Source organism: Chryseobacterium arachidis, from assembly GCF_900129245.1.
In the GTDB taxonomy this organism is placed as follows: domain Bacteria; phylum Bacteroidota; class Bacteroidia; order Flavobacteriales; family Weeksellaceae; genus Chryseobacterium; species Chryseobacterium arachidis.
In genome coordinates this window covers 20,983-46,469 of the sequence record NZ_FQUT01000007.1, presented here as the reverse complement: position 1 = coordinate 46,469, position 25,487 = coordinate 20,983, and the positions used below count along the sequence as shown (strand labels likewise).

The window sequence follows — 25,487 nt, the reverse complement described above, 5'->3', positions numbered from 1 at the left end:
TGAAGCGCGATTAAAATGTTGAACTGAAAAGCAAATATTGAATTTGCACAAGTTTTGGAAATTTTAGGAGTAAAGTTTAATTTTAGCGGAAGTTTCCAAGTCTTGAAATAATATTCGCCGACTTTGCGGAGGCAATTTTTTTGCTTCTTTTGCTTCAGGGCAAAAGAAAAATAATGATCGATACAAACAATGCAATAATTCATACTCATTACAGAAATTCATTCTTTCTACATTTGTTTTAAACAATTTGGGAATGAACACTTCAAACATATCACGAAAAGATTTTCTTAAAAATTCAGCATTAGCAATGGCAGGATTAGCTTTAACACCAACAATGATGAGTGCAACACCAATTTTTAATGATAAAGATATTTCAGGAAAAGAGAAATTAGCCTTGAAAAATGTTCGTCTGGAAACCGGTTTTGAATATGAAGAAGGCGAGATTATAGCAACGAAAACGGATTTGTTTTATATTGAAATTGAAAACGGAAAAATTACTAAAATTTCTCCCAACCAGCCGAATGCAAAAGCAATTGATGCCAAAGGATTTTTGATGCTTCCTGCTTTTAAAGATATGCACATCCATTTAGACAAAACTTTTTATGGTGACAAATGGCAGGCGGTAAGAAAAAGAACGGGCGGCGTAAAAGGAATGATTGCGCTGGAGCAGAAAATGATGCCTGAATTGCTGAAAAATTCAACGTTCAAGGCAGAAAAAATGATTGAGCTGCTACATTCAAAAGGAACATCTTTTGCCAGAAGTCATGTGAATATAGAACCAACTTCCCAATTACATTCATTGAAAAATGTACAGAAAGCTTTAGATAATAAAAAGAAAACGTTCGGGGCAGAATTGGTGGCTTTTCCTCAGCACGGTGTTTTTTATACAGACTCAGTTCCGTATCTGAAGGAGGCGGCGAAAATGGATATCGACTTCATCGGTGGAGTAGACCCGTTTACGATTGACGGGGCAATAGAGAAGACTATCGATTTCACGGTTCAGCTGGCATTGGATAACAAAAAAGGAATAGATATTCACCTGCACGAATCAGGAGATTCCGGTTTGAAAACTGTGGAATATTTAATTGAAAAAGTGAATGAAAATCCTTCTCTGAAAGGAAAAACATATTTGAGCCATTGTTTCGTCTTAGGAAAATTAGACAAGACAAAACAGGAAGAAATTGCAGAAAAGTTAGGTCATGCAGAAATCGGAATTGTTTCTACAATCCCTTTTGGAAGCCTGATTATGCCGATTCCGACTTTGTATAAGTACAATGTAAAAGTTCTTACAGGAAACGACAGTATTGTCGATCATTGGAATACTTTCGGAACGGGAAGTGTATTGCAAAAAGCCAATTTAATGGCTCAATTATACGGTCAATCCACAGAATTTTTACTGTCAAGAAGTCTGAGACTAGCTACAGGAAATGTTTTGCCGTTGGATGACAAAGGAAATCAGCAATGGCCAAAAGTTGGGGATAATGCAGATCTGGCTTTCTTAAATGCAAGCTGCTCAGCAGAAGCGGTTTCGAGAATTTCTAATGTGGAATCGTTAATTCATCAGGGGAGCGTAGTATTTTAAATTTAAAAAATCATTCTCATAAAATTTGCGTATTTTGGGGTAAATTATTGTGGAATGAGTCATCAGTCAGAATATTTTCCCATTCTTGGAATTCATGAGTTTACAGAAAAACGGTCGCAGGATTGTAACTTGTTATTCAATGAATTGAGCGGGGAACGAAGAATTGATGAGCCCCATAAACACGATTTTTTTATCATCAATCTTTTTGAAAAAGGGAAGGGAATTCACATCATCGATTTTGTGGAATATCACATTGAAAATCATCAGATTCATCTGGTTTTTCCGGATCAGGTCCATCAGTGGACGATTGAAAAAGAGACGGTTGGCTATCAGCTAATGATCAGCCGCGAGTGGTATGAAAGTTTTCTTCCGGCGTTGAGGTTTTCTTCTTCTTATTATTTTCAACATCCGGCTTTTACGGTTTCGGGGGAAATTTATCAGTTGCTTTTGCATGAATTTCAGGCGATTAAAAAAGAACTGAATGAAGAGAAAACCTTTTGGGAGCTCATCAAAAAAAGAAGTGAGCTGATTGGTTTATTGATCGGCAAGGCTGTGGAAGGACTTTTTAAAGATTTTGAAGTCTATAATTCTAATCCGATCATTTCTAAATTTTTAAATTTTATTGACAAACATTTTAAAACAGAACGTTCAGTCTCTTTTTATGCGGATAAACTTAATATTTCGGCTAATTATTTAAACATCGTCTGCAAGAAAAATCTTAATACCTCAGCTTCATCGTTAATTCAGGATAGAATTTTACTGGAAGCCAAACGATTGCTGAAAGTTTCTGAAATGTCGGTAAAGGATATCGTATATGACCTGGGTTTCTACGATCACGCAAGTTTTTCAAAATTTTTCAAGGCCCAAACGGGAATGACGCCTTCTCAGTTTAAAGAATAATTTGTACAAAACAAGACATGATTGATACACCATACTGAAATGTCGTGGATGTAACTTTGTATCATTAAATTAAAACAATGCAATCACCATATCAACTTGTTGCAAAAGATAATTTTTTGCTTAAAAACGTTCGTCTGGAAACAGGGTTCGAATATGATCGTGAAGAAGTAATCCGTACAAAAACAGACTTATTCTGTATTGAAATTGAAGACGGGAAAATAAAATCTGTACAACCTAATGATGCAAAGGCAAATGCTATTGATGCCAAAGGGAAACTGATGCTTCCGGCTTTCAGAGACATGCATATACATTTGGATAAAACGCTGTACGGACTTCCTTGGCAGGCGCTTTCTCCGAAAAGAAGAACGGTAAAAGATATGATTGCCTATGAACAGGAAATCATTCCGGAATTGCTGAAAACCTCGATAGAAAGAACGGAAGAGTTAATTAATTTACTTCAAAACTACGGAACCAATTTCGCCAGAACGCATTTTAATATTGATCCGACCTCAGGATTGAAATCTCTTGAAAATTTAGAAAAGGCTTTAGAAAATAAGAAAGATTCTTTCAAGGCGGAGTTGGTGGCGTTTCCGCAACATGGAGTTTATTATACAAAGTCTGCACCTTTGATGAAAGAAGCAGCCCGATTAAAAAGTGTCGGTTTTATCGGTGGATTAGATCCATTAAGCATCGACGGAAGCATTGAAAAAGTAATGGACTTTACGGTTCAGTTGGCTTTGGATCATGGAAAAGGAATTGATATTCATTTACATGAAACGGGAGAATCGGGGATGAAAACGATATATTATTTAATTGAAAAAGCTATCGAAAATCCACAACTTCAAGGGAAAACTTTTGTGAGCCATGCGTTTGCTTTAGCTTATTTAAATCAAAAAGAAGCAGACGAAACTGCTGAAAAACTTGCGGCTGCAAAGGTGGGTATTGCTTCATCGGTTCCGTTCAGGGGAAAAATAATGCCGATTCCTACGCTTAAAAAGCATGGCGTAAATGTCTTGATCGGAAATGATAATGTTCAGGATTACTGGAGTACTTTCGGTTCGGGAAATATGTTGCAGAAAGCAAATCTGATTGCCGAGTTGTACGGTTTTGAAAGTGAATGGGAATTGTCGAGAACGTTGGAATTTGCCACACAGAATATTCTTCCGTTAAATGAAAAAGGCGAACGGCAATGGCCCAAACCCGGTGACTCTGCGAATATTATTTTGGTGAATGCCAGCTGCTCTGCGGAAGCTGTTTCCAGAATGTCGAACGTGGAAGCTTTGATGAATGAAGGAAATCTTTTCTGGAAAGACTAAAGATTCCCGTTGTACATTTTGCAACATTTTGGTATTAGATGATCCGTCGGTTCGAGTGTTTTTTCGTAATAAAATGAAGAAAAATGTATCGAGAACACATTGATCTTCAAAATTACAAACTTCTCGATACGATTTTTTTTCAAAAATTTATTCGAAGTGACGAAAAAAAATCAAAATGCACAACCAGTTAAAGATATATTTTTTAATACTTGTTTTTGTGAATGGGCATCCATGGAAAATAATTTCTGTGGGTGTTTTTATATTAAATTTAATTCATAAATATCGTAATGTTTTGAAATAGAGTATATTTAGTTGAGCTGAAACTATATGACCTATGCAAAAAATTATTAAAACAGGAAAGTGGAAATATTCAGGTAATACCTATCTGCCGATTCTTCTTGTGGAGCAGGATTGGGATCATTTTTATAAAGAAGGGTACAGCCATTACTCTTCTTCTGTAAGTAAGGAAGATGTTGTTTATTTTCTTCATTTTGGGAGTCATCACCTTAATGAAGACGGCAATATTTCATCAGCAAGCACCTCCAAAGCATTTTTATCAGTAGCTGAAGCGGTGGAGTATGCGGAAAGGAATATTGAGATCCTAAACTGGAACTTTGAATAAAATAAAAAACGGCATCAAAGTAATCTGATGCCGTTTTTTTATTTAGTTTATCAATTTACTGTAAAGTTGACCAGCCTAATGCCCATGCCGGGCTTCCCGTCTGGTTTCCTGCACCTGTAGCGTCATTTTTTTCGTTGTAGGTGTCGGCTAATACGGTTACATCTGAACCGTCAGTAGCTTTTGCGGTGGCTTTTTTAGTTACATTGGCATCAAAGAAAACGTCTTTAATTTTACTTTCTCCGTTAAAATACGTGACGGTAGGATCGCTTTCCAGATTAAAACCTGTAGCCCAGTTGGAAATCACTACATTTTCAAAAGTAGCCTGTGTTCCGGAATAAAGCCTGATGGCATTGGATTCACCGGTAGTTCCGCCTAACACGGTTACATTTTTTATAATAGGATTGGAAACTGGTGCAGCACCAGGAGTTGCAGCATTATTAATTCCTTTGATTCCTGTATTTCCTGTACCGTTTGTTCTTCTTTTGGTGTAAATATTGGATGCCGTTCCTACCCATCCGTCTTTAAAGCTGAAGGCATCATCTGCATTTCCTACGGAAACTATGTTGGAGACATTTACTGTTCCTCCATAGAGTTCAATACCATCCTCCGCACTGTTTACCAATGCTATATTTTCTACTTTGGTATCGCTTCCGACTCCGAATAAAGATAATCCGTTGAATTTAATATTTGTTGTGAAATCTGCCCCTGCATTTTCTATTCTTACATAGTTCAGAGATCCGGAATTATCCGTAGCCGCAGTTCCTCCGTAGATCGTGTTGGCAATTTCTGATGAACTTGTAGTGCCTGTATTCACAGGAGCCTTTCCGCAAATAATGATTCCGCCCCAGCTTCCTGAAGTTTCTGAAGAAGACCGGAATGTTACAGGAGAATTAGCCGTTCCGTTGGCATACAATTGTCCTCCCTGTTCCACTAAAATATATGAAGTTGCTCCTGCTGTCGCTACGATTCTGGTGCCTGCCGGAATCACAAGTTTTCCACCGTCTTTTACTTTTACCGGACCGTTCAGTACATATACTTTGGTTGCATCTAAAGTGACAACCTGACCGTTGGTAACATCGCCTTTAAAGTTACCCGGATCCTGAGCAATACCGACAACGGCGATTGTTGCCATTTCATCATCATCATTACTGCATGACTGTATGGCAAAAGAAGAACCTATAATGAGTGCTGCAAGAATGAGCTTTAAGTGATTTTTCTTCATAATATTTTAGATTTTACTTGTAATAGGTGGTTTTTAAAAACCGATCTATTTGAGGAGACCAAATTACCATTTTTATTGCTATTTTCCCAATTCTCTACCTGTAGGAAATAATTTTTTTATCAAAATTAATACAAACAAAATCAAAACGGCATCGGAAAATATTTTCCGATGCCGTTTTTTATTTGATATGAAGAAACTAATTGTCTTATTGTAATCCGGCTAAAAGATTAATTCCATCCACTGTAGCCCAAGCACCAGAAGTTAAAGCAACTTTAGTAACTGTAGTTGCATTGGTGAAAGTTTTTCCACCATTTGGTGTATAGGCGTACCCCCAAACTCCCGCATTATCAGAATTTAAATAAGTAAGAGGTGTAACAGTAATTTTATTAGTATTCACTTGACTTGTTTCGGTTGCAGCATCCTGAATAAGAACTGAATATGCTTTCTGTGTACCGATGTTTTTGTATCCACTGATGTAAACATTAGAGAAAATACCTGTACCGTGTTTTTTGAATTGGATTGCTGAAATCTCCGGAGAGTTAGCCGATTCAGGATTTGTATTGTTATCTCTTATTAAAGTAATATTTGAAATCTTAGGAGCAACATTATCAGCATTACCAGATGCTTCTATTTCCATTCCAAAATTACCGGTTCCAGTTTGAAAAGCATACCAGTTTGAATTGTTTTGTCCACTCCATGCATCCTGCCAATCGAATGAATCATCAAAGTTACCATAAGAGACAATATTTTTAGCACTTACAGTTCCTCCGAAGAATTCATAACCATCATCAGTTCCTTTGTATGTTACAAGGTTTTCCAAAGTTGTTCCTGCTCCTACAGCGTAGAAAGTCATAGAGTTGGTTTCAGAAGTACCATCACCAATTTTTTTACCTGCATATTCTACACGAACGAATTTCATTGTTCCCGAATTGTCATTAGAATCTGTTCCTCCGTAGTAAACGTTGTTTCCATCTTCGGAAAGAGCCTGAGTATTTCCATTTATTGCTTTAATAGGAGCGCTTCCGTAAATTGTGATTCCACCCCAGTCTCCAGGAGTTTTAGTAGAAGTGGTGAATACAATTGGTTCAGAAGCTGTCCCCACAGCATTGATCATACCATCCTGAAGGATTACCAAACCACTGGTTTTAGTTGTTACAACGTTAAAGGTAGCTCCCGCTTCAATAGTGATAGTTGCGTTATTAGTTACTTTAACAATTCCGTCTAATGTATAGTTTCCTTTTTTTATTAAAAGATCTTTTGTAATAGTTCCTGATAATGTTCCGCTTCCGCTTAAAACACTCTCGGTAGTTCCCGGAGTAGTAATTGTAGTTCCTTCTCCTAAGCCGTCATTTACATCAATAGTACATGAATTTAAGGCTAATGTTAACACCGCTGTTAACGATAGTAATGATAAAACTCTTCTTTTCATTTTTTTATACTTATTTTTTCTTATTAAATTTTTTAGAACGTGTAACCTACTGTGAAGTTGAATGTAACTCCTCTGTAATAATCTGTAAGTGTATTATTGCCGTTTTCCAGATTAAGTGGCAGATAATTTTTATCACCCAATAAAATTTTGTATTTGCTGTCAAGAATATTTTGTACTGCAAATTTTACGTTCCAGTTTTTTGTTAATTGTCCCTGATACACAAAATCAATCTGGTGGAAAGGTTTTTCATAGTAATTGTCTGTACCTGTACCTCCTGTCGCATAGATTTTACTTCCTGAAACATTATAAACAAGTGAGAATGTTTGCGACAAATTGTTACGATTTTTTATTTCGTATTTTAAATCTGCGTTAATAGTATAAGGTGAAGCTCCCTGAAGACCTCTTTTACGAAGCTTTTCTCCTGTATTTTTAAACCAAACCGGTTCTTCCATGTTTAATTGTTCCTGGCTTCTTTCAACATCAGAATACATAATGGTAGCATTTGCTCCTAAAGTGAAGTTTTTCAGCGATTCGGAAATTCTGTTTAAGTTTAAAATCCCTTCTAATTCAACTCCCAATAAATCTGCTTTTTTAGCATTGAAGAATGTTATAGTAGAACCTGTTGCATTTCCAGATGCCGTTAACGAACGTTCAATAGCATTATTAATTCTTTTTGCAAATAAGTTAACTGCAAACATTTCTTTTGATGTTGGAAAATATTCCCATTTTAAATCAAAATTGTAGTTTTCACTGTTCTTAATATCAGGATTACCAACAATATTTACGTTATCCGGATTGATATATGTAATAGGCATCGTCTCAATAAGTATAGGACGTGTTACAGTTTTACTAAAAGAAAATCTTAAGTTATTTTTGCTATTTAGGGATTTTTTGATAGCTAATGAAGGTAAAAAGAAGTTGTTGTTTTTTTCTAGATTTGTCTTTTTATCAGCACTTTGTTCAGAATAACGGATAAGTGTCATGTCATTTTCATATCTCGCTCCCAATAAAATATCCCAAGAATCATTAGGTTTAAGGTTAATATTTGTGTAACCACCATTAATGATCTGATAGAAGCTTGAATAGAACTGAGAAATGTCAGAACCTTCCTGATAAAACAGGTCACCGTTTCTTATAGACGTATCAAATACATTTTGCGGAGTATCTACATTAACAACAAATGGGGCAAGAGAAGCGTTAGAAGTACGTCCGAAAATAAATCTATATGAAGTTTTTCTAAAGTCTGAGAATCCGTTGTATCCCACAGCAATTTGTATTGGGTAGTCTTTTCTTTCTCCTTTTTCACCTAGAGATAGCTGATATTCAGCAAAAGCAGAACCATAGAATCTAGAATCCACATCTAAATACTGGCGAATAAGGTTATTTCCCCCATAACGCATCTGAATGTTTCCATCCGAAAGAAGAGCTCCTGTACTTGGATCGGTACGGTTACCTTCTATAATTTTTCTGTCGGGCTGACTGTAATTATTAATTACGTAACTTCCTCCGGCTTTTACCTGATTTCTCTCATTAATTTTCTGTGAAGCAGTTAACTGTAAATCAAGAAATCTTGAAATATCCAATTGATTTGTTCTAAAAAATCCTGAATTTTTGTTCTGAACTTGATTGTCTTTATAACCAAAATTGTCTTCAATAATATTATTGGTGTTTTGTAAATAGATGGCATTCAGGTTTATATTTGTTCCCTTGTTTTTATATCCTAAACCTAATAGAACAGAAGATTCTGTTTCATAATTATATTGCTTACGATTAAGGAAATTCATATTATCAATAAAAGAATTCTGTCCCTGAGATCGGAACTGGCTGTTAGCTCCGTCTTTGTATTCATATTTTGTTCCCTGATTTAATGAGAATAAAATACCTAAATTTCCAGACTCACCCATTTTAACCTTCTGGGCAGTAGTAAATCCAATCGTAGTATTTGGCAGAGATTTTACATTGTCTACATTCCACGAATCTTTAAATGAATTTAATGATTGATCCGCAGAGAACTTGTAATTATCCGGTCTTGCATTTCTAATTTCTGAAGGTAGTCTTCTGTCCTGAGAATTAAAGCCTAAATATCCTTCAATTCCGCCGGCATTTTCTGCCCTTTTAAAATTATTTCTGAAAGTGCTTAATGTATTAACACCTACACCGAATTCAATTTTAGTAAAAGGTTTGTCTATCGTTAATGTTTCAATATCGAAAGTAGCTCCCGCAAAATCCCCATAAAGATTAGAATTAAATGTTTTGTAGATATTCAGTTTTCCGACTACATCAGTTGGGAATTGCTTTAAAGCAATAATTTTTTGAAAAGGGTTATTAGAAGGGGAACCAAGACCATTAATTAATAAATAATTGTATCTTTCTTCCAAACCTCTTACAAAGAGCCCTCTACCTTCAACTGTTGTAATTCCCGTAACTTTTGTAAGACCTTGCTCTACATTAGAAATTCCCTTTCTTGAAATCTCTTCTGCACTTACAGCTTGTTTTTGGATAATTGCTTTCTTTTGTTCAACTAAAACTGCTGTTTCGGTTTTTTTACTGCTGTTTCCCTGAATTACGACACCTTCGATTTTCTTTTCAGATTTTGCAGTGTCTTTTTTGGTTTCTTGAGCGTAAAGTACAGTTCCCGATGTTGTTAAAAACAAAACTGCAATACTCAGTTTTCTAAAATTCATTTCTTTTTTTACTATATTCTTTCGGTGCAAAGGAATAAAGAATTGGTGGAGTATTTGGTTTAGCGAAATTTAATTTTTTCTTAACTAAACATTAAGAAAAGAATATTATTGTTAACTTTATGTGAACGATTCCCCTTTTGTTAAACTGTCATTAAAATATTATTAACTTTGACACGTAAAAATTGAAAATGAACCAAAAGAAAATCCTCTTAATAGACGATGAACTGGATATTTTAGAGATTCTGTCTTACAATTTAGAGAAGGAAGGCTACGAGATTTATACAGCCACAAACGGTAACGAAGGAATCGACAAAGCCAAAGAAATTGTTCCTGATCTTATCCTGTTAGATGTCATGATGCCGGAGAAAGATGGTATCGAAACTTGTCAGGAACTTCGCAAAATTAAAGAACTTCAGAAAACATTAATCGTTTTCCTTTCCGCAAGAAGCGAAGAGTTCTCACAATTGGCAGGTTTCCAGGCTGGTGCAAACGACTACATCGTTAAGCTGATTAAACCGAAAATTCTTATTTCTAAAGTAAATGCTTTATTACAGTTAACTTCTCAGGTTTCTGATAATGCTAAATTAATCGAAATCGGCGATCTGGTAATTGATAAAGACAACTTCAGAGTTTCAAAAGCAGGACAGCAGTTTCTGCTTCCTAAAAAAGAATTCGATCTGTTGTATTTATTAGCTTCAAACACAGAAAAAGTTTTCAAAAGAGAAGAAATCCTGGAGAAAGTTTGGGGCAACGATGTGATCGTAGGCGAAAGAACCATTGATGTCCACATCAGAAGACTAAGAGAAAAATTAGGGATTAATACGATCCAGACGTTAAAAGGAATTGGGTATAAACTTATTGTTTAATACTCAATTTCGATTTCTTATATTTATACAAACCAATAAAACTTGTAAAATTGAAATTTTACAGACTTACCCTTGTCGCCTCTTGTCTTCTGACATTGGTGATGTTCCTGTTAGTAATCATTTTCGATTCGCTAAAGGATATGTATTACAGTACACCGTTCTTTAAGATTGGCCTTTTTATCTGCCTTATTCTTATTTTTATTATTAATTATATCGTGCTGGAGCTTCTGTTTACTTACTATGGTAAAAAACAGGTTCGCGGTCTTTCACAGCTTCTTCCACAGGAAATTGTTCATGATGAAAATGAAAATATTACGATTAAAGAATTAGGACAAAAATTTTCAGACCTGAATCAGCAGAAAGTAACAGAGCTTGATATGATGAAGGAAATGGAAAGCTACCGGAAAGAATACATCGGAAATGTTTCCCATGAGCTTAAAACACCATTGTTTTCCATTCAGGGGTATGTCGAAACTTTGCGGGATGGCGGGGTGGACAACCTTACCATTCGTGACAAATATTTAGAAAGAATCGACAAGTCTGTAGAAAGACTTATTGCGATTGTTACCGATCTGGATATGATCAACAGGCTGGAAGCAGGTGAAATTAATCTTACGGTATCAAAATTCGATGTTAATCTGTTAATTAAAGAAATATTCGACCTTCTGGACCTTGAGGCAGAAAAACACAATGCAACCATGCAGATTCAGACTGCTCTTCCGCAGATTTTTGTTGAAGCTGATAAGCAGAAAGTTTCTCAGGTTTTTATTAATCTTATTTCTAATGCCATCCATTATGCCAACAGGCAGGAAGCCAAAGTGGTGGTAAAAACAGCAGTACTGAAAAATAAAGTCTTAATAGAAGTGATAGACAACGGGATGGGAATAAAATCTGAAAGTTTACCAAGAATTTTCGAAAGGTTTTACCGTGTAGAAACCAGCCGAAGCAGAAGGGAAGGCGGTTCCGGGCTTGGATTGGCGATTGTGAAGCATATTCTTGAAGCACATAACGAAAACATTACCGTAGAAAGTGTGTATCTTGAAGGAACAAAGTTTAGTTTTATGCTAGAAAAAAGTAAATAATTTCTGCAAAATGTAAGAAAAAAAAATATTTTAAAAAATCCCGAAATATTTTTTTGTCACATCTCATTTATTTTATATTTGCAACAGAGATTTATCATAATAACAAAGGCAAAAAAGTAATTTAAAAACTGATGGTTTACAAAATCCGCGTAATATTAGATGCGAAAGAAGATATTTTCCGAGATATCGAAGTTAAAGGAAAACAGACGCTATGGAACTTGCATTTAGGAATTAAAAGTGCATTCAGCTTGCAGGGAGACGAGCTTTCTACTTTTAATCTTTTGGAAGAAGACGGAACGATCGTAAAAAGTGTTCCGTTGGAAGATATGAGTGACGATGGTGATGGAGAGATTATGTCGGATGTATACATCGATGAAGCTTTCGAAAATGCAGGAGATAAAGCTCAGTTCCAGTACGGCCTTCTTGACCTTTGGGAATTCTTCTGCGAATTAGTGGAAGTTATTGATGAGACAAAGGGTGTGAATTATCCAATTACTGTTTACAGATTTGGAAATGTCCCTTTAAAAGCACCAAGCAGAAACGGAAGTGCTGGAGGATCTAAAAAGAAATCTGCGATGCCATTAATGGACGATGATTTCGGATTCGAAGACGATTTCGGAGGAAACAATAACTTTGCAGATGAAGATGATGATAACTTCGATGATGAGGAAGAAGAAGACTACAACGACGATGTTTTTGATGATGAGGATGATAATGATGACGAAAGGTAATCAAAGCATTTAAAAAATATTGCCCTGAACTGATGTTCAGGGTTTTTTTTATGCTTTTTCTTTCAATCACAAATCTCTATATTTGTTAAAAAGAGAATTAATGAAAAAGTTAATTTTAATCACTCTAATTGGTCTGGGAATTGTTTCCTGTACCACTCAAAATGCCACAAAAAACATGACAGATTTACCAAAAAACTGGAAGCATACAACGAATATTTACGAAGTTAATGTAAGACAATATACCAAAGAAGGAACTTTCAAAGCATTTGAAAAAGAGATGCCAAGGCTAAAATCAATGGGGGTAAAAACACTGTGGTTCATGCCTATTACTCCCATTGCTCAGGAAAATAAAAAAGGAAGCTTGGGAAGTCCGTATGCTGCTTCAGATTATACGTCTGTCAATCCAGAATTCGGAACTTTGAACGATTTTAAGCACATGGTCAATGAAGCCCATCGGTTAGGATTTAAAGTAATTATCGATTGGGTGGCCAATCATACAGGTTGGGATCATATCTGGACAAAAACTCATCCCGAATTTTATTTAAAAGACCCAGACGGAAGCTTTCACCGTGCTTCCGGAATGGATGATATCATCGAACTTGATTATAAAAATCTGGAAATGCGCGCGGCAATGATTGATGCGATGAAATACTGGATCAAAGAAACAGATATCGACGGCTTCAGGTGTGATCTGGCATCTTGGGTAGAAGTCGATTTTTGGGAACAGGCCCGCCCGGAAGTTGAAAAAATAAAGCCGCTTTTCTGGCTGGGAGAATTTGACGAACTGGAAAGTCCGGAATACGGAAAGGTTTTCGATGCAAGCTATTCATGGAAATGGATGCACAAATCTGCCGATTACTACAAAAACAACGAACCGATTCAGGATCTGACAGATCTTTTAAGAAAATATTCTGCGATCGGAGATCATTCAATGAGAGCCTGGTTTACCACCAACCACGATGAAAACTCTTGGAACGGAACCGAATATGAAAAATATGGCGTCATTACCAAACCTATGGCAGTCTTCTCTGTAACATGGAACGGTGTACCCTTATTGTATTCGGGGCAGGAACTTCCAAACATGAAGCGCCTTGAGTTCTTCGAAAAAGATGTCATTAATTGGACAAATACGTATCAGATGGCAGACTTTTACAAAACATTATTGGAGCTGAAATCTTCTCATCCTGCATTAAGGGGAGGTGATGCGGATGTTACGACTTATCTTCTCAACACAACAGCCAACGATAAAATATTGGCTTATGTAAGAAAAAATGGAGAGGATGAAGTTTTGGTTGTTTTAAATATGTCTAAAGAACCTGTGAGCTTTACTATTCAAGACAGTCATTTGTCAGGGCCTTTTAAGAATGTTTTTGATAAGACGAAAAGAAATTTTGATGACGGAAAAGACTTCAGCTTTAAACCGGGAGACTATGCCGTTTTTGAGAAGTAGTAGTTTAAATAATATAAAATAAAGAAGCGGGCTTTTGTCCGCTTTATATATAAGTATGAATAAAGAGTATTTGTTAGAAATAATAAAAAATAAGGTATCCGAAAAAATCAGAAAATTTGAAAATCTTATTGCCGAAACCCGGGAATCCAATAACGATACCAAAAGTTCAATGGGTGACAAATATGAAACCGGTCGCGAAATGCTTCAACAGGAAATCAATAATCTGCAAAGACAATTGAATGAAGCTTTAAACCAGCAAAATGCTCTTCAAAAAATAACTGCCGAACCATTATCAAAAGTTCAGAACGGAGCTTTGGTTAAAACTGATAAAGGACTGTTTTATATTTCCGCTTCTGTGGGTGAAATTATTGTAGATAACCGGAAAATAATGACGGTTTCCGCAGAATCTCCGTTGGTAAAGGCGATGAATGGATTGGTAAAAAAACAAACGTTTTTTATAAACAATGTCACACAGGTTATTGAAGAAATATGGTAAAAAGCTATTAATAAAATTATCGCTAATGTATTCATTCTATGAAAAGTAAATAATATAATTTAGTTATCATTCATTTTAAAATCAGATTTTAAGATAATTAATATTTCCATTAAAAATTTAAGAAAATTTTATTGCTTGTATTTGAAGCAATTAAAGGTTTTAGTCGTAAATTGGATGAACAAATTTTCACAAAAACAATTAAAATTTTATCAATATGGGAATTTTAGACAATAAAGTTGCACTGGTTACTGGTGCAGGTTCAGGAATCGGATTGGCAATTGCTCAATCTTACGCCAAAGAAGGCGCAAAAGTAATCGTATCAGACATTAATGAAGAACATGGTAATCAGGCTGTTAAAAAAATTAGGGCCGAAGGAGGTGAAGCGTCTTTTGTAAAAGCGGATACCTCAAATGCAGAACAGGTAGAAGCCTTGGTAAAATCGACAGTAGAAATCTACGGAAGACTGGATATTGCCTGCAACAACGCAGGAATCGGTGGTGAACAGGAGTTAACAGGAAATTACAGTCTGGATAGTTGGAGAAAGGTTTTGAGCGTAAATCTGGACGGTGTTTTCTACGGGTGTAAATATGAATTGGAACAAATGGAGAAAAATGGAGGAGGAGTGATTGTAAATATTGCATCCGTTCACGGAACGGTTGCAGCACCGCTTTCTTCTGCATATACATCTGCAAAACACGCTGTGGTAGGTCTTAGTAAAAATATAGGGGCAGAATATGGTCAGAAAAACATCCGTTGCAATGCAGTGGGACCGGCTTATATCGAAACCCCGCTTCTGGAAAGTGCAAGTGGAGATATGAAAGACATATTAATAGCAAAACACCCGATGGGAAGATTAGGTAAATCTGAAGAAGTTGCGGAATTGGTATTATTTTTAAGCTCGGATAAATCTTCGTTTATGACAGGTGGGTATTACCTTGTAGACGGAGGTTATACTGCAATATAATTTGGCTTGAAGCTAGAAGAGGGAGGCTGGAAGTTTTACTACTATTCGATTATTTTTTAATAGTACTGTAAACTTCTAACTTCCCTCTTCCTACTTCCAGCTTCTAAAAACTTTTTCCATTAATATATTCCATCAAAGAATCCTTATAATTCGGAGCGATGGCAATTTGCTGATCACCAATCACAATATGATTTCTTTCAATGGCTTCAATTTTATCGAGAGCGATGATATACGAGCGGTGAATTCTCATAAAATTTTCCGAAGGAAGTTCTTCTTCTAATTTCTTTAAACTCATTAAAGTCAAAATAGGTTTTGGCTGATCTTTCAGGAAAATTTTTACATAATCTTTCAGTCCTTCAATAAAAAGTATTTCAGAAAAATTGATCTTGATTTGCTTATATTCAGACTTTACGAAGAAAAATTCCTGTTTTTTCTCCGGCTTCTCAGGAACAGCTTGTTGATGTTCAAAATAGTTTCTTGCTTTTGTGGCTGCATTCAGAAATTCTGTATAATCGAAAGGTTTCAGCAAATAATCTAAAGCATTCACCTTATACCCGTCAATCGCATATTGATCGAACGCTGTTGTAAAAATCACTTTACTCTCTGGTGAAAGCAGTTTTGAAAATTCTAGACCCGTCAGATCCGGCATTTGGATGTCCAGGAAAAACAGATCAATGTTCTTGTCATCTTCCAGTTTCTGCATAGCTTCAATAGCGCTGCTACATTTAGCTTTCAGTTCCAGAAAAGGAGTTTTCAGAACGTAGCTTTCAATTAAATTTAAAGCCATTGGCTCGTCGTCGGCAATTAAACAGGTTATCTTTCTCATATCAATCTGTTATAATTTTTATTTCCGCAATATACATTCCATTGTTCAGATGAGAATGAAATTCATGTTTTTCAGGATACAGCAAATTAAGTCTTTTTTTCAGATTTTCAACGCCGATTCCCGATCCGCTTTTGTCGGTATCCGTTTTGGGAAAATTGGAATTAGAAGCTGTAAAATTGATTTCATGATCGGCAATTTCCATCTTAAAATGAATATCCGAATGTTGTGTTGCCGAAATTCCATGCTTAAAGGCATTTTCAACAATGGAAATAAAAAGAAGCGGTGCAATTTTCATTTCAGGAATTGCTTTCGGGAAATTAATGAAAACCTTTGTATTGTCTGTTAATCTTAAAGACATCAGCTCAATATATTTATTTAAAAATTCGATTTCTTCAGACAGATTTATTTTTTCAACATCGGTTTTATATAACAAATGTCGCATCAGTTTGCTTAGACTGTGAATGCTTTGCTTGGCTTTTTCCGGCGCAAAATCAATTAATGAATAAATATTATTCAACGAATTAAAGAAAAAATGGGGCTGTAGTTGATATTTAAGATGTTGAAGTTCAGATTGAAGTTTAATATTATCGGCTTCAATTTTCATTTCCTCTGCTTTCTGAATTTTTTTTCCGGCGTTGATCGCAATCGAAAAAGCAACAGGAATCATATAAATCAAAGTATCAATAAAGTAGAACAACCCTGTGGGAGGTCTTCTGCCGCCGGGATTGTGTCTACGGGGCTCAAGCCACTCGGAAATTTGATTTTTAAAAAATATCAATGATAAAATTAGCGTAAGATTGGCGACAAAAAACCATATTTTTTTATCATCATATACATATTTTACAAGATACAGATAATTAGCATAAAATACTACAGCAAGAAAAATCAGCTGTAGCCAAAAATGACGGAAGAGATCTTTCCAATCTGCATCCGAACCTACGGAAAATGCTGCCGGAAGAAAAAATAAAACCAACCAGATCAAAAAGTGCAGGCTGATTTCAACGTTTTTATTTTTTAAATTGACCATCTTTACAGTCTTTGATTTTAAAATTTATATTTTTTCAGCCCTTCAAAAAATCTTGATTGACGGAACTTTTCAAGAAGTGAATTTAGAATTTTTTCTACCATTTCTCCTACGTTTCTATTGAACTTCTTAAATTTATTTCTGCCACAGAAGTGGCAAAAGATCTATTGGACTTAACTTTATTGCTAAATTTGTAAAACTGGAACACAAAAATTCCATTCAAATTTCGATTTCAAATAAAATTCAAAAAGACTCTAAATCCTAATACATTAATAATATCTTTTGAATCTTTGGGTTATTTTATGTACTGATATTTTATTCATATCTCAGTGCAGTGATCGGATCAGATTGAGCTGCTTTTCTCGCTGGGTACCATCCGAAAAATACTCCTGTTATGGTACAGACTGCAAATGAGATCACAATAGAAGCCATGGTAATATTCACAGGCCAGCCGGCAAAATATTTAATGGCGAATGTGGCAATAAGTCCGATAAAAACTCCCAAAACACCGCCTGTAATACTGATGAGAACAGACTCTATTAAAAACTGCATCAGAATATCCTTATCTTTTGCACCGATCGCCATTCTCAGACCAATTTCTTTGGTTCTTTCTTTCACAGAAACATACATAATGTTCATAATTCCGATTCCACCGACAATTAATGAAATACTTGCAATGGCAACCAGTAAAAGCGTCAACATTTCGCTGGTAGAACTGAACATGGAGATAATTTCCTGTTGTGATGAAACATTGAAATCACTTGCCTGACCAGGTTTTACTTGATGTTGTTTTTCCAGAACTGCTTTTATTTCGTCAACGGCAGCCTCAGATTGCTGTTCGCTGACGGAGGAGGCAACAATCGACTGAAGATAAGTCTGGGCTAAAATTCTCTTCTGAACTGCGGTATAAGGCGCAATGATGATATCATCCTGATCCTGGCCGAAAGTATTTTCTCCTTTTTCTTTCAAAACCCCAATCACTTTAAACGGAATGTTCTTAAAACGAATCATTTTTCCGATTGGATCTTCATTGGGGAAAAGATTTTCCTGAACGGTTTTTCCTATTACAGCCACTTTCCCGAAAGATTCTATATCGTCATCAGTAAACATCGAGCCTTTTTCTATGCCCCAATCACGGATTTTTAAATATTCCGGAGATGAGCCGTAAATTGAAGTCGGCCAGTTTTTCGAACCTGCGATACTTTGCCCGCTTCCGTTCACCAAAGGCGAAATTTCTTTGATTAATTTTACTTCTTTTTTTAACGCGTTATAATCTGCCAACGTCAAAGTCTGCATTGCAGAAGGATCGGAACGTACACCGCCCGTCATTCCTGCACCGGGACGAATCGTAATAAGATTGGCTCCCATACTTGAAATATTTTTCTTGATACTTTCTTTCGAACCTTCACCGATCGCCAGCATTGCAATTACGGATGCTACCCCGATAATAATTCCGAGCATGGTAAGCATGGCTCTGGTTTTATTCAGGATGATCGCTTTCCAGGCTATTTTTAATAAGTTTGAGAAATTCATAATTTATTTTTTTTTGGTTAAAATATCCTTTGCAAATCTGCCGACACTAACTAATAACACTCTAAACAATTTTTGATTTACAAAAAATCTCCACTTCATATCAGATTTACAAAGGATAAAAAACAGCATTTAGATCGTCTTCATTTTTATAGAACTGATTAATATAATGATCTGTTTTGATTGAACTTATTTAAACTTTTTTAGAAGCTTAATCCCGCTTTCCGCTATATCTTTTTTGTTACGGCTTCCGTTTCACTCCAGCCTCCACAAAAAAGGATGCCGCTGCAATCGGGGCTATGGTTGTTGCCACCTATTTAAGCTTTAGGAAAATAGTTATTTAGCTGAATGGTATAAATGGTATGAGTTTACACGTATAACATTTTACCGTTTTCCTTAATCAATCTTACTACCATAAATTCTCTTAATGGTTAAATTGTAAAAACTTAAAAATCTTTTGCAAATCCGCCAACTAACACTTTAAAAACAAAACCACTTCATATTTATTCCGCTTCATTTGGATTTGCAAAAGATAAAAACAACATTAATTCCTCCTCATTACAGCTAATATAATTTGATATACATTATTCAGGTTTTGGTAATTTTTCCAGCTCAGCTTGGGCATTGAGTCTGTTGGTTACCATTTTATCTTCTTTGATCAATCCATCGCGTAGAATTACCGTTCGTTTACTGAATCTTGCGATGTCTTCTTCATGCGTCACAAATCCTATGGTAATTCCTTCGTCATTCAGTTGCTGAAAAAGATTCATCACTTCATAAGATGTTCTAGTATCGAGATTTCCCGTGGCTTCATCGGCGAGTAAAATGACAGGATGATTAACCAGAGCTCTTGCAATGGCAACCCTCTGCTGCTGTCCTCCGGAAAGCTGACTCGGAACGTGTCCCATTCTGCTTTCCAAACCGACTTGCTGTAAAGCTTCTACGGCCCTTTCTCTTCTTTCTTCTGAGGAAATTGCGGAGTTATAAAGCAAGGGTAATTCAACATTTTCCAACGCGCTTGTTCTTGCCAATAAATTATAGGACTGAAATATGAACCCGATTTTGGTATTTCTAATCTCGGCAAGCTGGTTTTTATTTAAATCTTTAACCAAAACACCATCCAGTTCATATGTTCCTGAAGTCGGCTGATCAAGGCAACCCAAAGTATTCAGAAAGGTTGATTTTCCCGAACCGCTGGTTCCCATGATCGTTACAAATTCTCCTTCATTGATGGTAAGATCAATTCCTTTTAAGGCATGAACAATTTCGTCACCCATTCGGAATTCACGTTTTAAGTTTTCTATTTTGATGATGGGTTTCATTGCTGTACTTTTAAAGTTGATAGTTGTTTGTTGTTGGTTTATTGATTTAAGTTTAAAATTCTATCAACTAAACACCATCAACCAACAACCAATTAATTGCTTACTTTGAAGCTGATTTTTTATTATTACTTCCAGGTCTTTTCGGCATAAACGGACTGCTTTCCCCTGAACCGGATTTTGCAACAGCTTCGATTTGCTCATCCAATGAAGTCACGATTTGTTCATTGCCGTTCAATCCGCTTTTCACTTCAACATTAATTCCGTCATTGATTCCGATGGTAATTTGTTTTTGAGAAAGACTTCCATCGTTATTTTTAATCCAGATATATTTTTCTTTGCCTTTTCCCGGTTTCACATCAGGAATTTTCGCTGAAATTTTATTCTTCTGATAATATTTTTGCAAGGTTTCCGTGTCCGGGCTAAAACTAATCGCTGCTGCCGGAATTGTATTTGTTCCTTTTAATTCTTGGGTGAAAATTGTTACTGTTGCCGTTAGTCCCGGTTTTAATTTCTGCTCAGAATTATCGGCATCAATTAAAACAGTGTAGGTAACAACATTGGATGAGGTTTTCGGACTTAAACGTATTTCTCTTACAGATCCGTTGAATTCAGTTTCAGGATAAGCATCCACGGTGAAAGTCACACGTTGGCCGACCTGAACATTTCCAATATCTGCTTCATCCACATTGGCCTGAACCTGCATTTTTGTGATATCTTTCGCAATCGTAAAAAGGGTAGGAGTCGTCATACTTGCGGCAACGGTTTGCCCTTCCTGTACTTCTTTGCTTAAAATAATTCCATCTATTGGCGCATAAATATTGGCGTAACTTAAATTGGTTCTTGCCTGTGCCAATGTCGTTTTCTTTTGGTTGACCGATTGTTGTGCATTTTTCACCTGATAAGAAGCGGTTTCATTATCGGCTTTGCTGATAACTCCTGCTCGGAACATATTATTCTGACGGTTAAAATTCTGCTGTTGATAATTAAGCTCATTCAAAGCTGAATTGTATTGAGCTTGTGCATCATTCACCGATTCCTGAAGGTTGGTTTTATCGATTTCAGCCAAAAGCTGCCCTTTTTTAACCTGTGAATTATAATCAACATAAATATTTTTAATCAATCCTGAAACCTGTGTTCCGACTTGTACAGTATCGACAGGCTCTACAGTTCCTGTTGCAGTAACGGAAGTTGTCACATCCTGTTTGCTGAGTTTTACAGTCTGCAGATTGATGTCTGCATCTTTACTTTTAGTGAAATATTGATAGGCAAAAACAATCACAATAGCAGCCACCAAAAATATGATAGAATTTCTGAAGGTCTTTTTATATTTCGGATTCATAATTTTGATATTTTCCTGTTATTTTTAATTTGTGGTTAGAATTTTTCCCTGATAAAAATTCAGGAGCTGGGTATACAAAACAGCCATGTATTTCGATTGCAAATAGGTCTGTTCGTTGGTGAGATAGGTATTTCTGCTTACAGAAAGCTCGGTTGTTGTGAGTCCTCCGAATTCAAATTTCTTGGTTGATAAATCGTAGGAAAGTTTTGCATTATCTCTCGCTACTTTCGAAGATTTTTGCTGAGCCTGATTCGCGATTGCATTTTGCCAGGCGGTTTCAATGCTTGAATACAATGTTTTTCCTGCACTTATCTTATCCAATTGATTTTGTTGAATATCAATTTTAGCCAATTCAACATTGGTGTCATTCTGTTTTTTCGAGAAAATCGGAATGTTAAGCGAAAGTCCTACAGATTTATTAAAATTATTTTTAACCTGATTAAAATATGAATAATCCTGAGTGCTTGTAAAACCTGTATTCAGTCCTGCAGTTGCGGAAAGTGTCGGTTTATAACCTGCTTTTGTAATTTGTAAAGCTTTATTTAAAATTTCATTCTGTGCATCGTAAATTTTAAGATCAGGAAGATTTTCTGTTGCCAGAGCAAAGACCTGCTGTTTATCAGGAATGGTTTCGTCAATATCGGGAAGCGACGTTTTTTTAATTTCAAAATCTACACTCGGATCAAGTTCCAATAACTGTTTTAATTTTAAAACCTGCTGATTGTAAAGATTCTGACTGCTTACAACCGTATATTGATTTTGTGCATTCTGAGTTTCAACATCTGCCAATTCCAGTTTCGAGATTGCTCCGTTCTTATATTTAGTCTGAGTCAGTTTCAGTTCCTGGGCGGAAGAATTAGCGGTGTATTTTGCAATTTCAATTCCTTCATAATAATATAAAGACTGTAAATAGGCTTCCAGAACATTCAGAACGATATTGTTTTCCGCCTGTTTCTGGTATAAAGAAGACTGATCCAGAATCATTTTGTTCTGTTCGATCTGAAGATTCAGTTTGTTTCCCTGGTAAATCGTCATATTTCCGCTTATTCCGAAACTGTTTGACAAAATATTCTGATTCACAAAACTACTTGTAATCGGGTCGATACTCGAACCATTAGTTAATCCTAATGAAGACGAACCGTAAATGGTCGGAAGTTTGTTATTTTTCTGCTGTTGGTAATTCAACTGGGCAGTGGTTTTGTCGAGCACTGTTTTTTTAACGGTAATGTTATTTTCCACGGCATAATCAAGACAATCCTGCAGCGTCCATACTTTTTGAGCCGGAGCCAGGATTCCGATGAAGAGCGCTATGGTGAGGTATTTTTTCATTGTCTTTCTAATTTACAGGAACAAAGTTGTGGGATCTCAAAAAGAAAATCAAAACGATTAGACGAACGGCTCGATTTTATAGAAGTATTGCTTTTTTCTATCGTTACAGATTTTTATTTTTCAAGGATAAAAGAACTTTTTTAATTTTAAAATCCTTTATTTTGCAAAAAATCAATGGCGGTTTTTTAACGATAAAATTTCAGGAAGATGCAAAATTACTTAGACCTTTTACAACATATTTTAGATAACGGGACAGATAAAACCGACAGAACAGGAACGGGAACAAGAAGCGTTTTCGGATACCAATTGAGATATGATTTGTCGAAAGGTTTTCCTTTGGTGACGACTAAAAAGGTGCATTTGAAATCTATTATTTATGAATTGCTTTGGTTCTTAAAAGGCGATACGAATATCAAATATTTAAAAGATAACGGCGTTTCTATCTGGGACGAATGGGCGAATGAAAACGGAGATTTAGGTCCTGTTTATGGTGCTCAGTGGAGATCTTGGAACGGAGCGGAAGGAAAAGTTGTTGATCAAATTACAGAAGTTATCGACCAGATTAAAAAAAATCAGGATTCCAGAAGACTGATCGTTTCTGCGTGGAATGTTGCAGAAATTCCAAATATGGCTTTGGCACCTTGTCATGCGTTATTCCAGTTTTATGTGGCAGATGGGAAATTGTCACTTCAATTATATCAGAGAAGTGCGGATGTTTTCTTGGGTGTTCCATTCAATATTGCGAGTTATGCGTTGTTATTGATGATGGTAGCGCAGGTTTGCGATTTGGAAGTTGGAGATTATGTTCACAGTTTTGGTGATGTTCATATTTATAATAATCACTTTGAACAAGTTCAGAGACAGCTTTCAAGAGATCCACGACCGCTTCCGACGATGAAATTAAATCCTGAAATTAAAGATATTTTTGGTTTCGATTTTGAAGATTTTACATTGGAAAATTATGATCCGCATCCGGGAATTAAAGCGCCCGTTGCGATATAAAATAATTAAAATACAACAGAATTATTTTATACCATTTAGTTTTCATTCCGTAGAAATCTAAGCTAAATTTTGAATAGTATTGCCTAAGTTCCTACGGAATGACAAGCTTTGAAAGTATTTTCTGATTAGATAAAATTTTAACTGTAAACTAAAAAGTGAAGCTCAAAACTTCACTTTTTTTGTAACATCTTCTGAAATTTTTCAACCTATTGATAAATCTCAAAGTATGTTTAAAAAGTTACTTCTTCTATCAGCAATCGGTATTTCCAGCATAGCATTTTCGCAAAGTCAGGAGAGACAGAAATTAATGGATTATCTGGATTCTCTGAATGTACATCATAAAGTAATGGGAAGCTTTGCGTTTGCATACAAAGATGAGCCTACTTTCCTTAAAGTTACGGGGTTTTCTGATACCGATAAGCAGCAAAAAGCCAATATGAATACACAATATCGTATCGGTTCTATTTCTAAAACCTTCACCGCGGTATTGATTATGAAAGCTATTGAAGATAAAAAGCTTTCTTTAACTACAAAATTATCGGATTTTTATCCTGAAATAGAAAAAGCCAATAAAATATCCATTGAGCAATTATTGCGGCACAGAACGGGAATCCATAATCTTACCGACGACGAGGAATATTTTACTTATAATACTCAACCTCAAACTGAGAATAGTTTAATTTCAATCATAAAAAAATATAAAAGCGATTTTAATCCGGGAATTAAGTATGAATACAGTAATTCAAACTATATTCTGCTGGGATATATTTTGGAGAAAGTATATAAGAAAAGCTATGCTCAACTTATTCAGGATAAAATTGCAAAACCTTTAAAACTCACTCTTACTAAAGTCGGCGGGAAAATTAATCCGGCAGAAAATCAGGCACTTTCTTATAATTACGAGGGCGACAAATATGTTGCTTGGCAAGAAACGGATATGAGCGTTCCTATCGGGGCAGGAAATATTATTTCTACGCCTACAGAACTTTTAAAATTTATTATCGGACTTGAAAATGGAAAGCTTATTACCAAAGCAAGTCTTAAAGAAATGAAAAACTATGTTGATAATTACGGTTTCGGGCTCACAAAGGTTCCGTTTGGGGGAAGCTGGGGATTTGGTCACAATGGAGGAATCGATCAGTTTAGATCAGTCTTGTATTACTTTCCGGATTTGAAAGTTGCTATCAGTTTTGTTACCAACCAATCAAATTACAATAACAATGATATTTCGATCAAAATGTTGCAGACTGCTACAGGGCAGAATTTTGAAATGCCGGAGTTTAAGGTTGTCGCTGTTTCTACGGATGTTTTGAAAAAGTATGAAGGAAATTATAAAACCAAAGATTTTCCTCTAGATATTAAAATTTTTATAGAAAACGGCGAATTAAAAGGGCAGGCAACCGGGCAAGGAGCTTTTCCTTTGGAAGCGGTTTCTGAAAATGAATTTAAATTTGATATGGCGGGAATTAAAATGAAATTTAATACAGAAAAAGGAACAATGGATTTTGCTCAGGGAGCCAATAAGTTTACCTTTAAAAAAGAATAAATACAATGAAATATTTAAAAATAAATACAGAAGAAACCGCAGATCTTGAAGCATTAAAAAACGCAATTCTTCAAATGAAAGGTGTAGATTCTATAGAAATTGTAGACGACGAAAACCCTGAAAGTGAACTGAAAAAAGCTTTTGCTAAAACAAAAGAACAGTTTAAAAAAGGAGATTACGAAACATTAGTCAATGATATTTTTGACATTTTAACAAAAAAATAAT

General features: G+C 35.6%; 22 protein-coding genes. 13 read left to right on the top strand and 9 right to left on the bottom strand.

All coding sequences use genetic code 11. From position 1 onward, the window contains the following. Positions 1-253: 253 nt before the first annotated feature. From BUA89_RS13375 to BUA89_RS13360, 4 genes are all read left to right on the top strand, one after another. On the top strand, positions 254-1,582 hold the full coding sequence (locus BUA89_RS13375) for an amidohydrolase (RefSeq protein ID WP_072958749.1): 1,329 nt from the start codon (positions 254-256) through the stop codon (positions 1,580-1,582). 54 nt (positions 1,583-1,636) lie between these two features. Continuing rightward, the gene (locus tag BUA89_RS13370) at positions 1,637-2,482 is read left to right on the top strand and encodes a helix-turn-helix domain-containing protein (protein ID WP_072958746.1); all 846 of its coding nucleotides are present in this window, start codon (positions 1,637-1,639) and stop codon (positions 2,480-2,482) included. A gap of 77 nt (positions 2,483-2,559) precedes the next feature. Continuing rightward, complete coding sequence (locus BUA89_RS13365) at positions 2,560-3,798, top strand: amidohydrolase (protein WP_072958743.1); 1,239 nt, start codon at positions 2,560-2,562, stop codon at positions 3,796-3,798. A gap of 334 nt (positions 3,799-4,132) precedes the next feature. Next, positions 4,133-4,420 carry a hypothetical protein gene (locus BUA89_RS13360; protein WP_072958740.1) on the top strand — a complete coding sequence of 96 codons (288 nt, stop codon included), beginning with the start codon at positions 4,133-4,135 and terminating at the stop codon, positions 4,418-4,420. A gap of 55 nt (positions 4,421-4,475) precedes the next feature. On the opposite strand, the gene BUA89_RS13355 is transcribed toward BUA89_RS13360, so the two are convergent. The 3 genes from BUA89_RS13355 to BUA89_RS13345 form a co-directional block, all read right to left on the bottom strand. Then, positions 4,476-5,642 (bottom strand): hypothetical protein, encoded by a 1,167-nt coding sequence (locus BUA89_RS13355; RefSeq protein ID WP_072958737.1) that lies wholly within the window; start codon positions 5,640-5,642, stop codon positions 4,476-4,478. 205 nt (positions 5,643-5,847) lie between these two features. Then, positions 5,848-7,071 carry a hypothetical protein gene (locus BUA89_RS13350; protein ID WP_072958735.1) on the bottom strand — a complete coding sequence of 408 codons (1,224 nt, stop codon included), beginning with the start codon at positions 7,069-7,071 and terminating at the stop codon, positions 5,848-5,850. A 32-nt stretch (positions 7,072-7,103) separates the two neighbouring features. After that, positions 7,104-9,755: a TonB-dependent receptor plug domain-containing protein gene (locus BUA89_RS13345; RefSeq protein ID WP_072958732.1), complete on the bottom strand. Its 2,652-nt coding sequence runs from the start codon at positions 9,753-9,755 to the stop codon at positions 7,104-7,106. Between the two features lie 188 nt (positions 9,756-9,943). Between BUA89_RS13345 and BUA89_RS13340 the strand changes: the two genes are divergently transcribed. From BUA89_RS13340 to BUA89_RS13315, 6 genes are all read left to right on the top strand, one after another. Then, the gene (locus BUA89_RS13340; RefSeq protein WP_072958729.1) at positions 9,944-10,621 is read left to right on the top strand and encodes a response regulator transcription factor; all 678 of its coding nucleotides are present in this window, start codon (positions 9,944-9,946) and stop codon (positions 10,619-10,621) included. A gap of 50 nt (positions 10,622-10,671) precedes the next feature. Further along, entirely contained in the window at positions 10,672-11,703 is a 1,032-nt protein-coding gene (locus tag BUA89_RS13335; RefSeq protein ID WP_072958725.1) for a sensor histidine kinase, read from the top strand. A gap of 131 nt (positions 11,704-11,834) precedes the next feature. Then, positions 11,835-12,434, top strand: a complete 600-nt coding sequence (locus tag BUA89_RS13330) for an IS1096 element passenger TnpR family protein (protein WP_072958723.1) — start codon at positions 11,835-11,837, stop codon at positions 12,432-12,434. Between the two features lie 100 nt (positions 12,435-12,534). Further along, complete coding sequence (locus BUA89_RS13325) at positions 12,535-13,884, top strand: alpha-amylase family glycosyl hydrolase (protein WP_072958721.1); 1,350 nt, start codon at positions 12,535-12,537, stop codon at positions 13,882-13,884. A 70-nt stretch (positions 13,885-13,954) separates the two neighbouring features. Further along, positions 13,955-14,380, top strand: a complete 426-nt coding sequence (locus BUA89_RS13320; protein WP_228420559.1) for a hypothetical protein — start codon at positions 13,955-13,957, stop codon at positions 14,378-14,380. Between the two features lie 214 nt (positions 14,381-14,594). Continuing rightward, positions 14,595-15,344, top strand: a complete 750-nt coding sequence (locus BUA89_RS13315; protein ID WP_072958715.1) for an SDR family NAD(P)-dependent oxidoreductase — start codon at positions 14,595-14,597, stop codon at positions 15,342-15,344. A 103-nt stretch (positions 15,345-15,447) separates the two neighbouring features. Here BUA89_RS13315 and BUA89_RS13310 read toward each other — a convergent pair whose 3' ends face one another. The 6 genes from BUA89_RS13310 to BUA89_RS13285 all read right to left on the bottom strand — a co-directional run bounded on the left by BUA89_RS13310 (position 15,448) and on the right by BUA89_RS13285 (position 22,714). After that, a complete protein-coding gene (locus BUA89_RS13310; protein WP_072958711.1) occupies positions 15,448-16,170 on the bottom strand; it encodes a LytR/AlgR family response regulator transcription factor in 723 nt (240 codons plus the stop codon). Position 16,171: 1 nt separating this feature from the next. Further along, positions 16,172-17,197, bottom strand: a complete 1,026-nt coding sequence (locus BUA89_RS13305) for a sensor histidine kinase (protein WP_072958708.1) — start codon at positions 17,195-17,197, stop codon at positions 16,172-16,174. 312 nt (positions 17,198-17,509) lie between these two features. Further along, positions 17,510-18,727 carry an ABC transporter permease gene (locus BUA89_RS13300; RefSeq protein ID WP_072958705.1) on the bottom strand — a complete coding sequence of 406 codons (1,218 nt, stop codon included), beginning with the start codon at positions 18,725-18,727 and terminating at the stop codon, positions 17,510-17,512. A gap of 581 nt (positions 18,728-19,308) precedes the next feature. Then, positions 19,309-20,046: an ABC transporter ATP-binding protein gene (locus tag BUA89_RS13295; protein ID WP_072958702.1), complete on the bottom strand. Its 738-nt coding sequence runs from the start codon at positions 20,044-20,046 to the stop codon at positions 19,309-19,311. Between the two features lie 100 nt (positions 20,047-20,146). Further along, complete coding sequence (locus BUA89_RS13290) at positions 20,147-21,385, bottom strand: efflux RND transporter periplasmic adaptor subunit (RefSeq protein ID WP_072958700.1); 1,239 nt, start codon at positions 21,383-21,385, stop codon at positions 20,147-20,149. Positions 21,386-21,409: 24 nt separating this feature from the next. Then, complete coding sequence (locus tag BUA89_RS13285; RefSeq protein ID WP_072958697.1) at positions 21,410-22,714, bottom strand: TolC family protein; 1,305 nt, start codon at positions 22,712-22,714, stop codon at positions 21,410-21,412. Between the two features lie 207 nt (positions 22,715-22,921). On the opposite strand from BUA89_RS13285, the gene BUA89_RS13275 reads away from it, so the two are divergent. The 3 genes from BUA89_RS13275 to BUA89_RS13265 all read left to right on the top strand — a co-directional run bounded on the left by BUA89_RS13275 (position 22,922) and on the right by BUA89_RS13265 (position 25,486). After that, positions 22,922-23,716 (top strand): thymidylate synthase, encoded by a 795-nt coding sequence (locus BUA89_RS13275; protein WP_072958692.1) that lies wholly within the window; start codon positions 22,922-22,924, stop codon positions 23,714-23,716. Between the two features lie 226 nt (positions 23,717-23,942). Further along, positions 23,943-25,262, top strand: a complete 1,320-nt coding sequence (locus BUA89_RS13270; protein ID WP_072958689.1) for a serine hydrolase domain-containing protein — start codon at positions 23,943-23,945, stop codon at positions 25,260-25,262. A gap of 5 nt (positions 25,263-25,267) precedes the next feature. Then, a complete protein-coding gene (locus tag BUA89_RS13265) occupies positions 25,268-25,486 on the top strand; it encodes a hypothetical protein (RefSeq protein WP_072958686.1) in 219 nt (72 codons plus the stop codon). The last annotated feature ends 1 nt before the right edge of the window (position 25,487 follow it).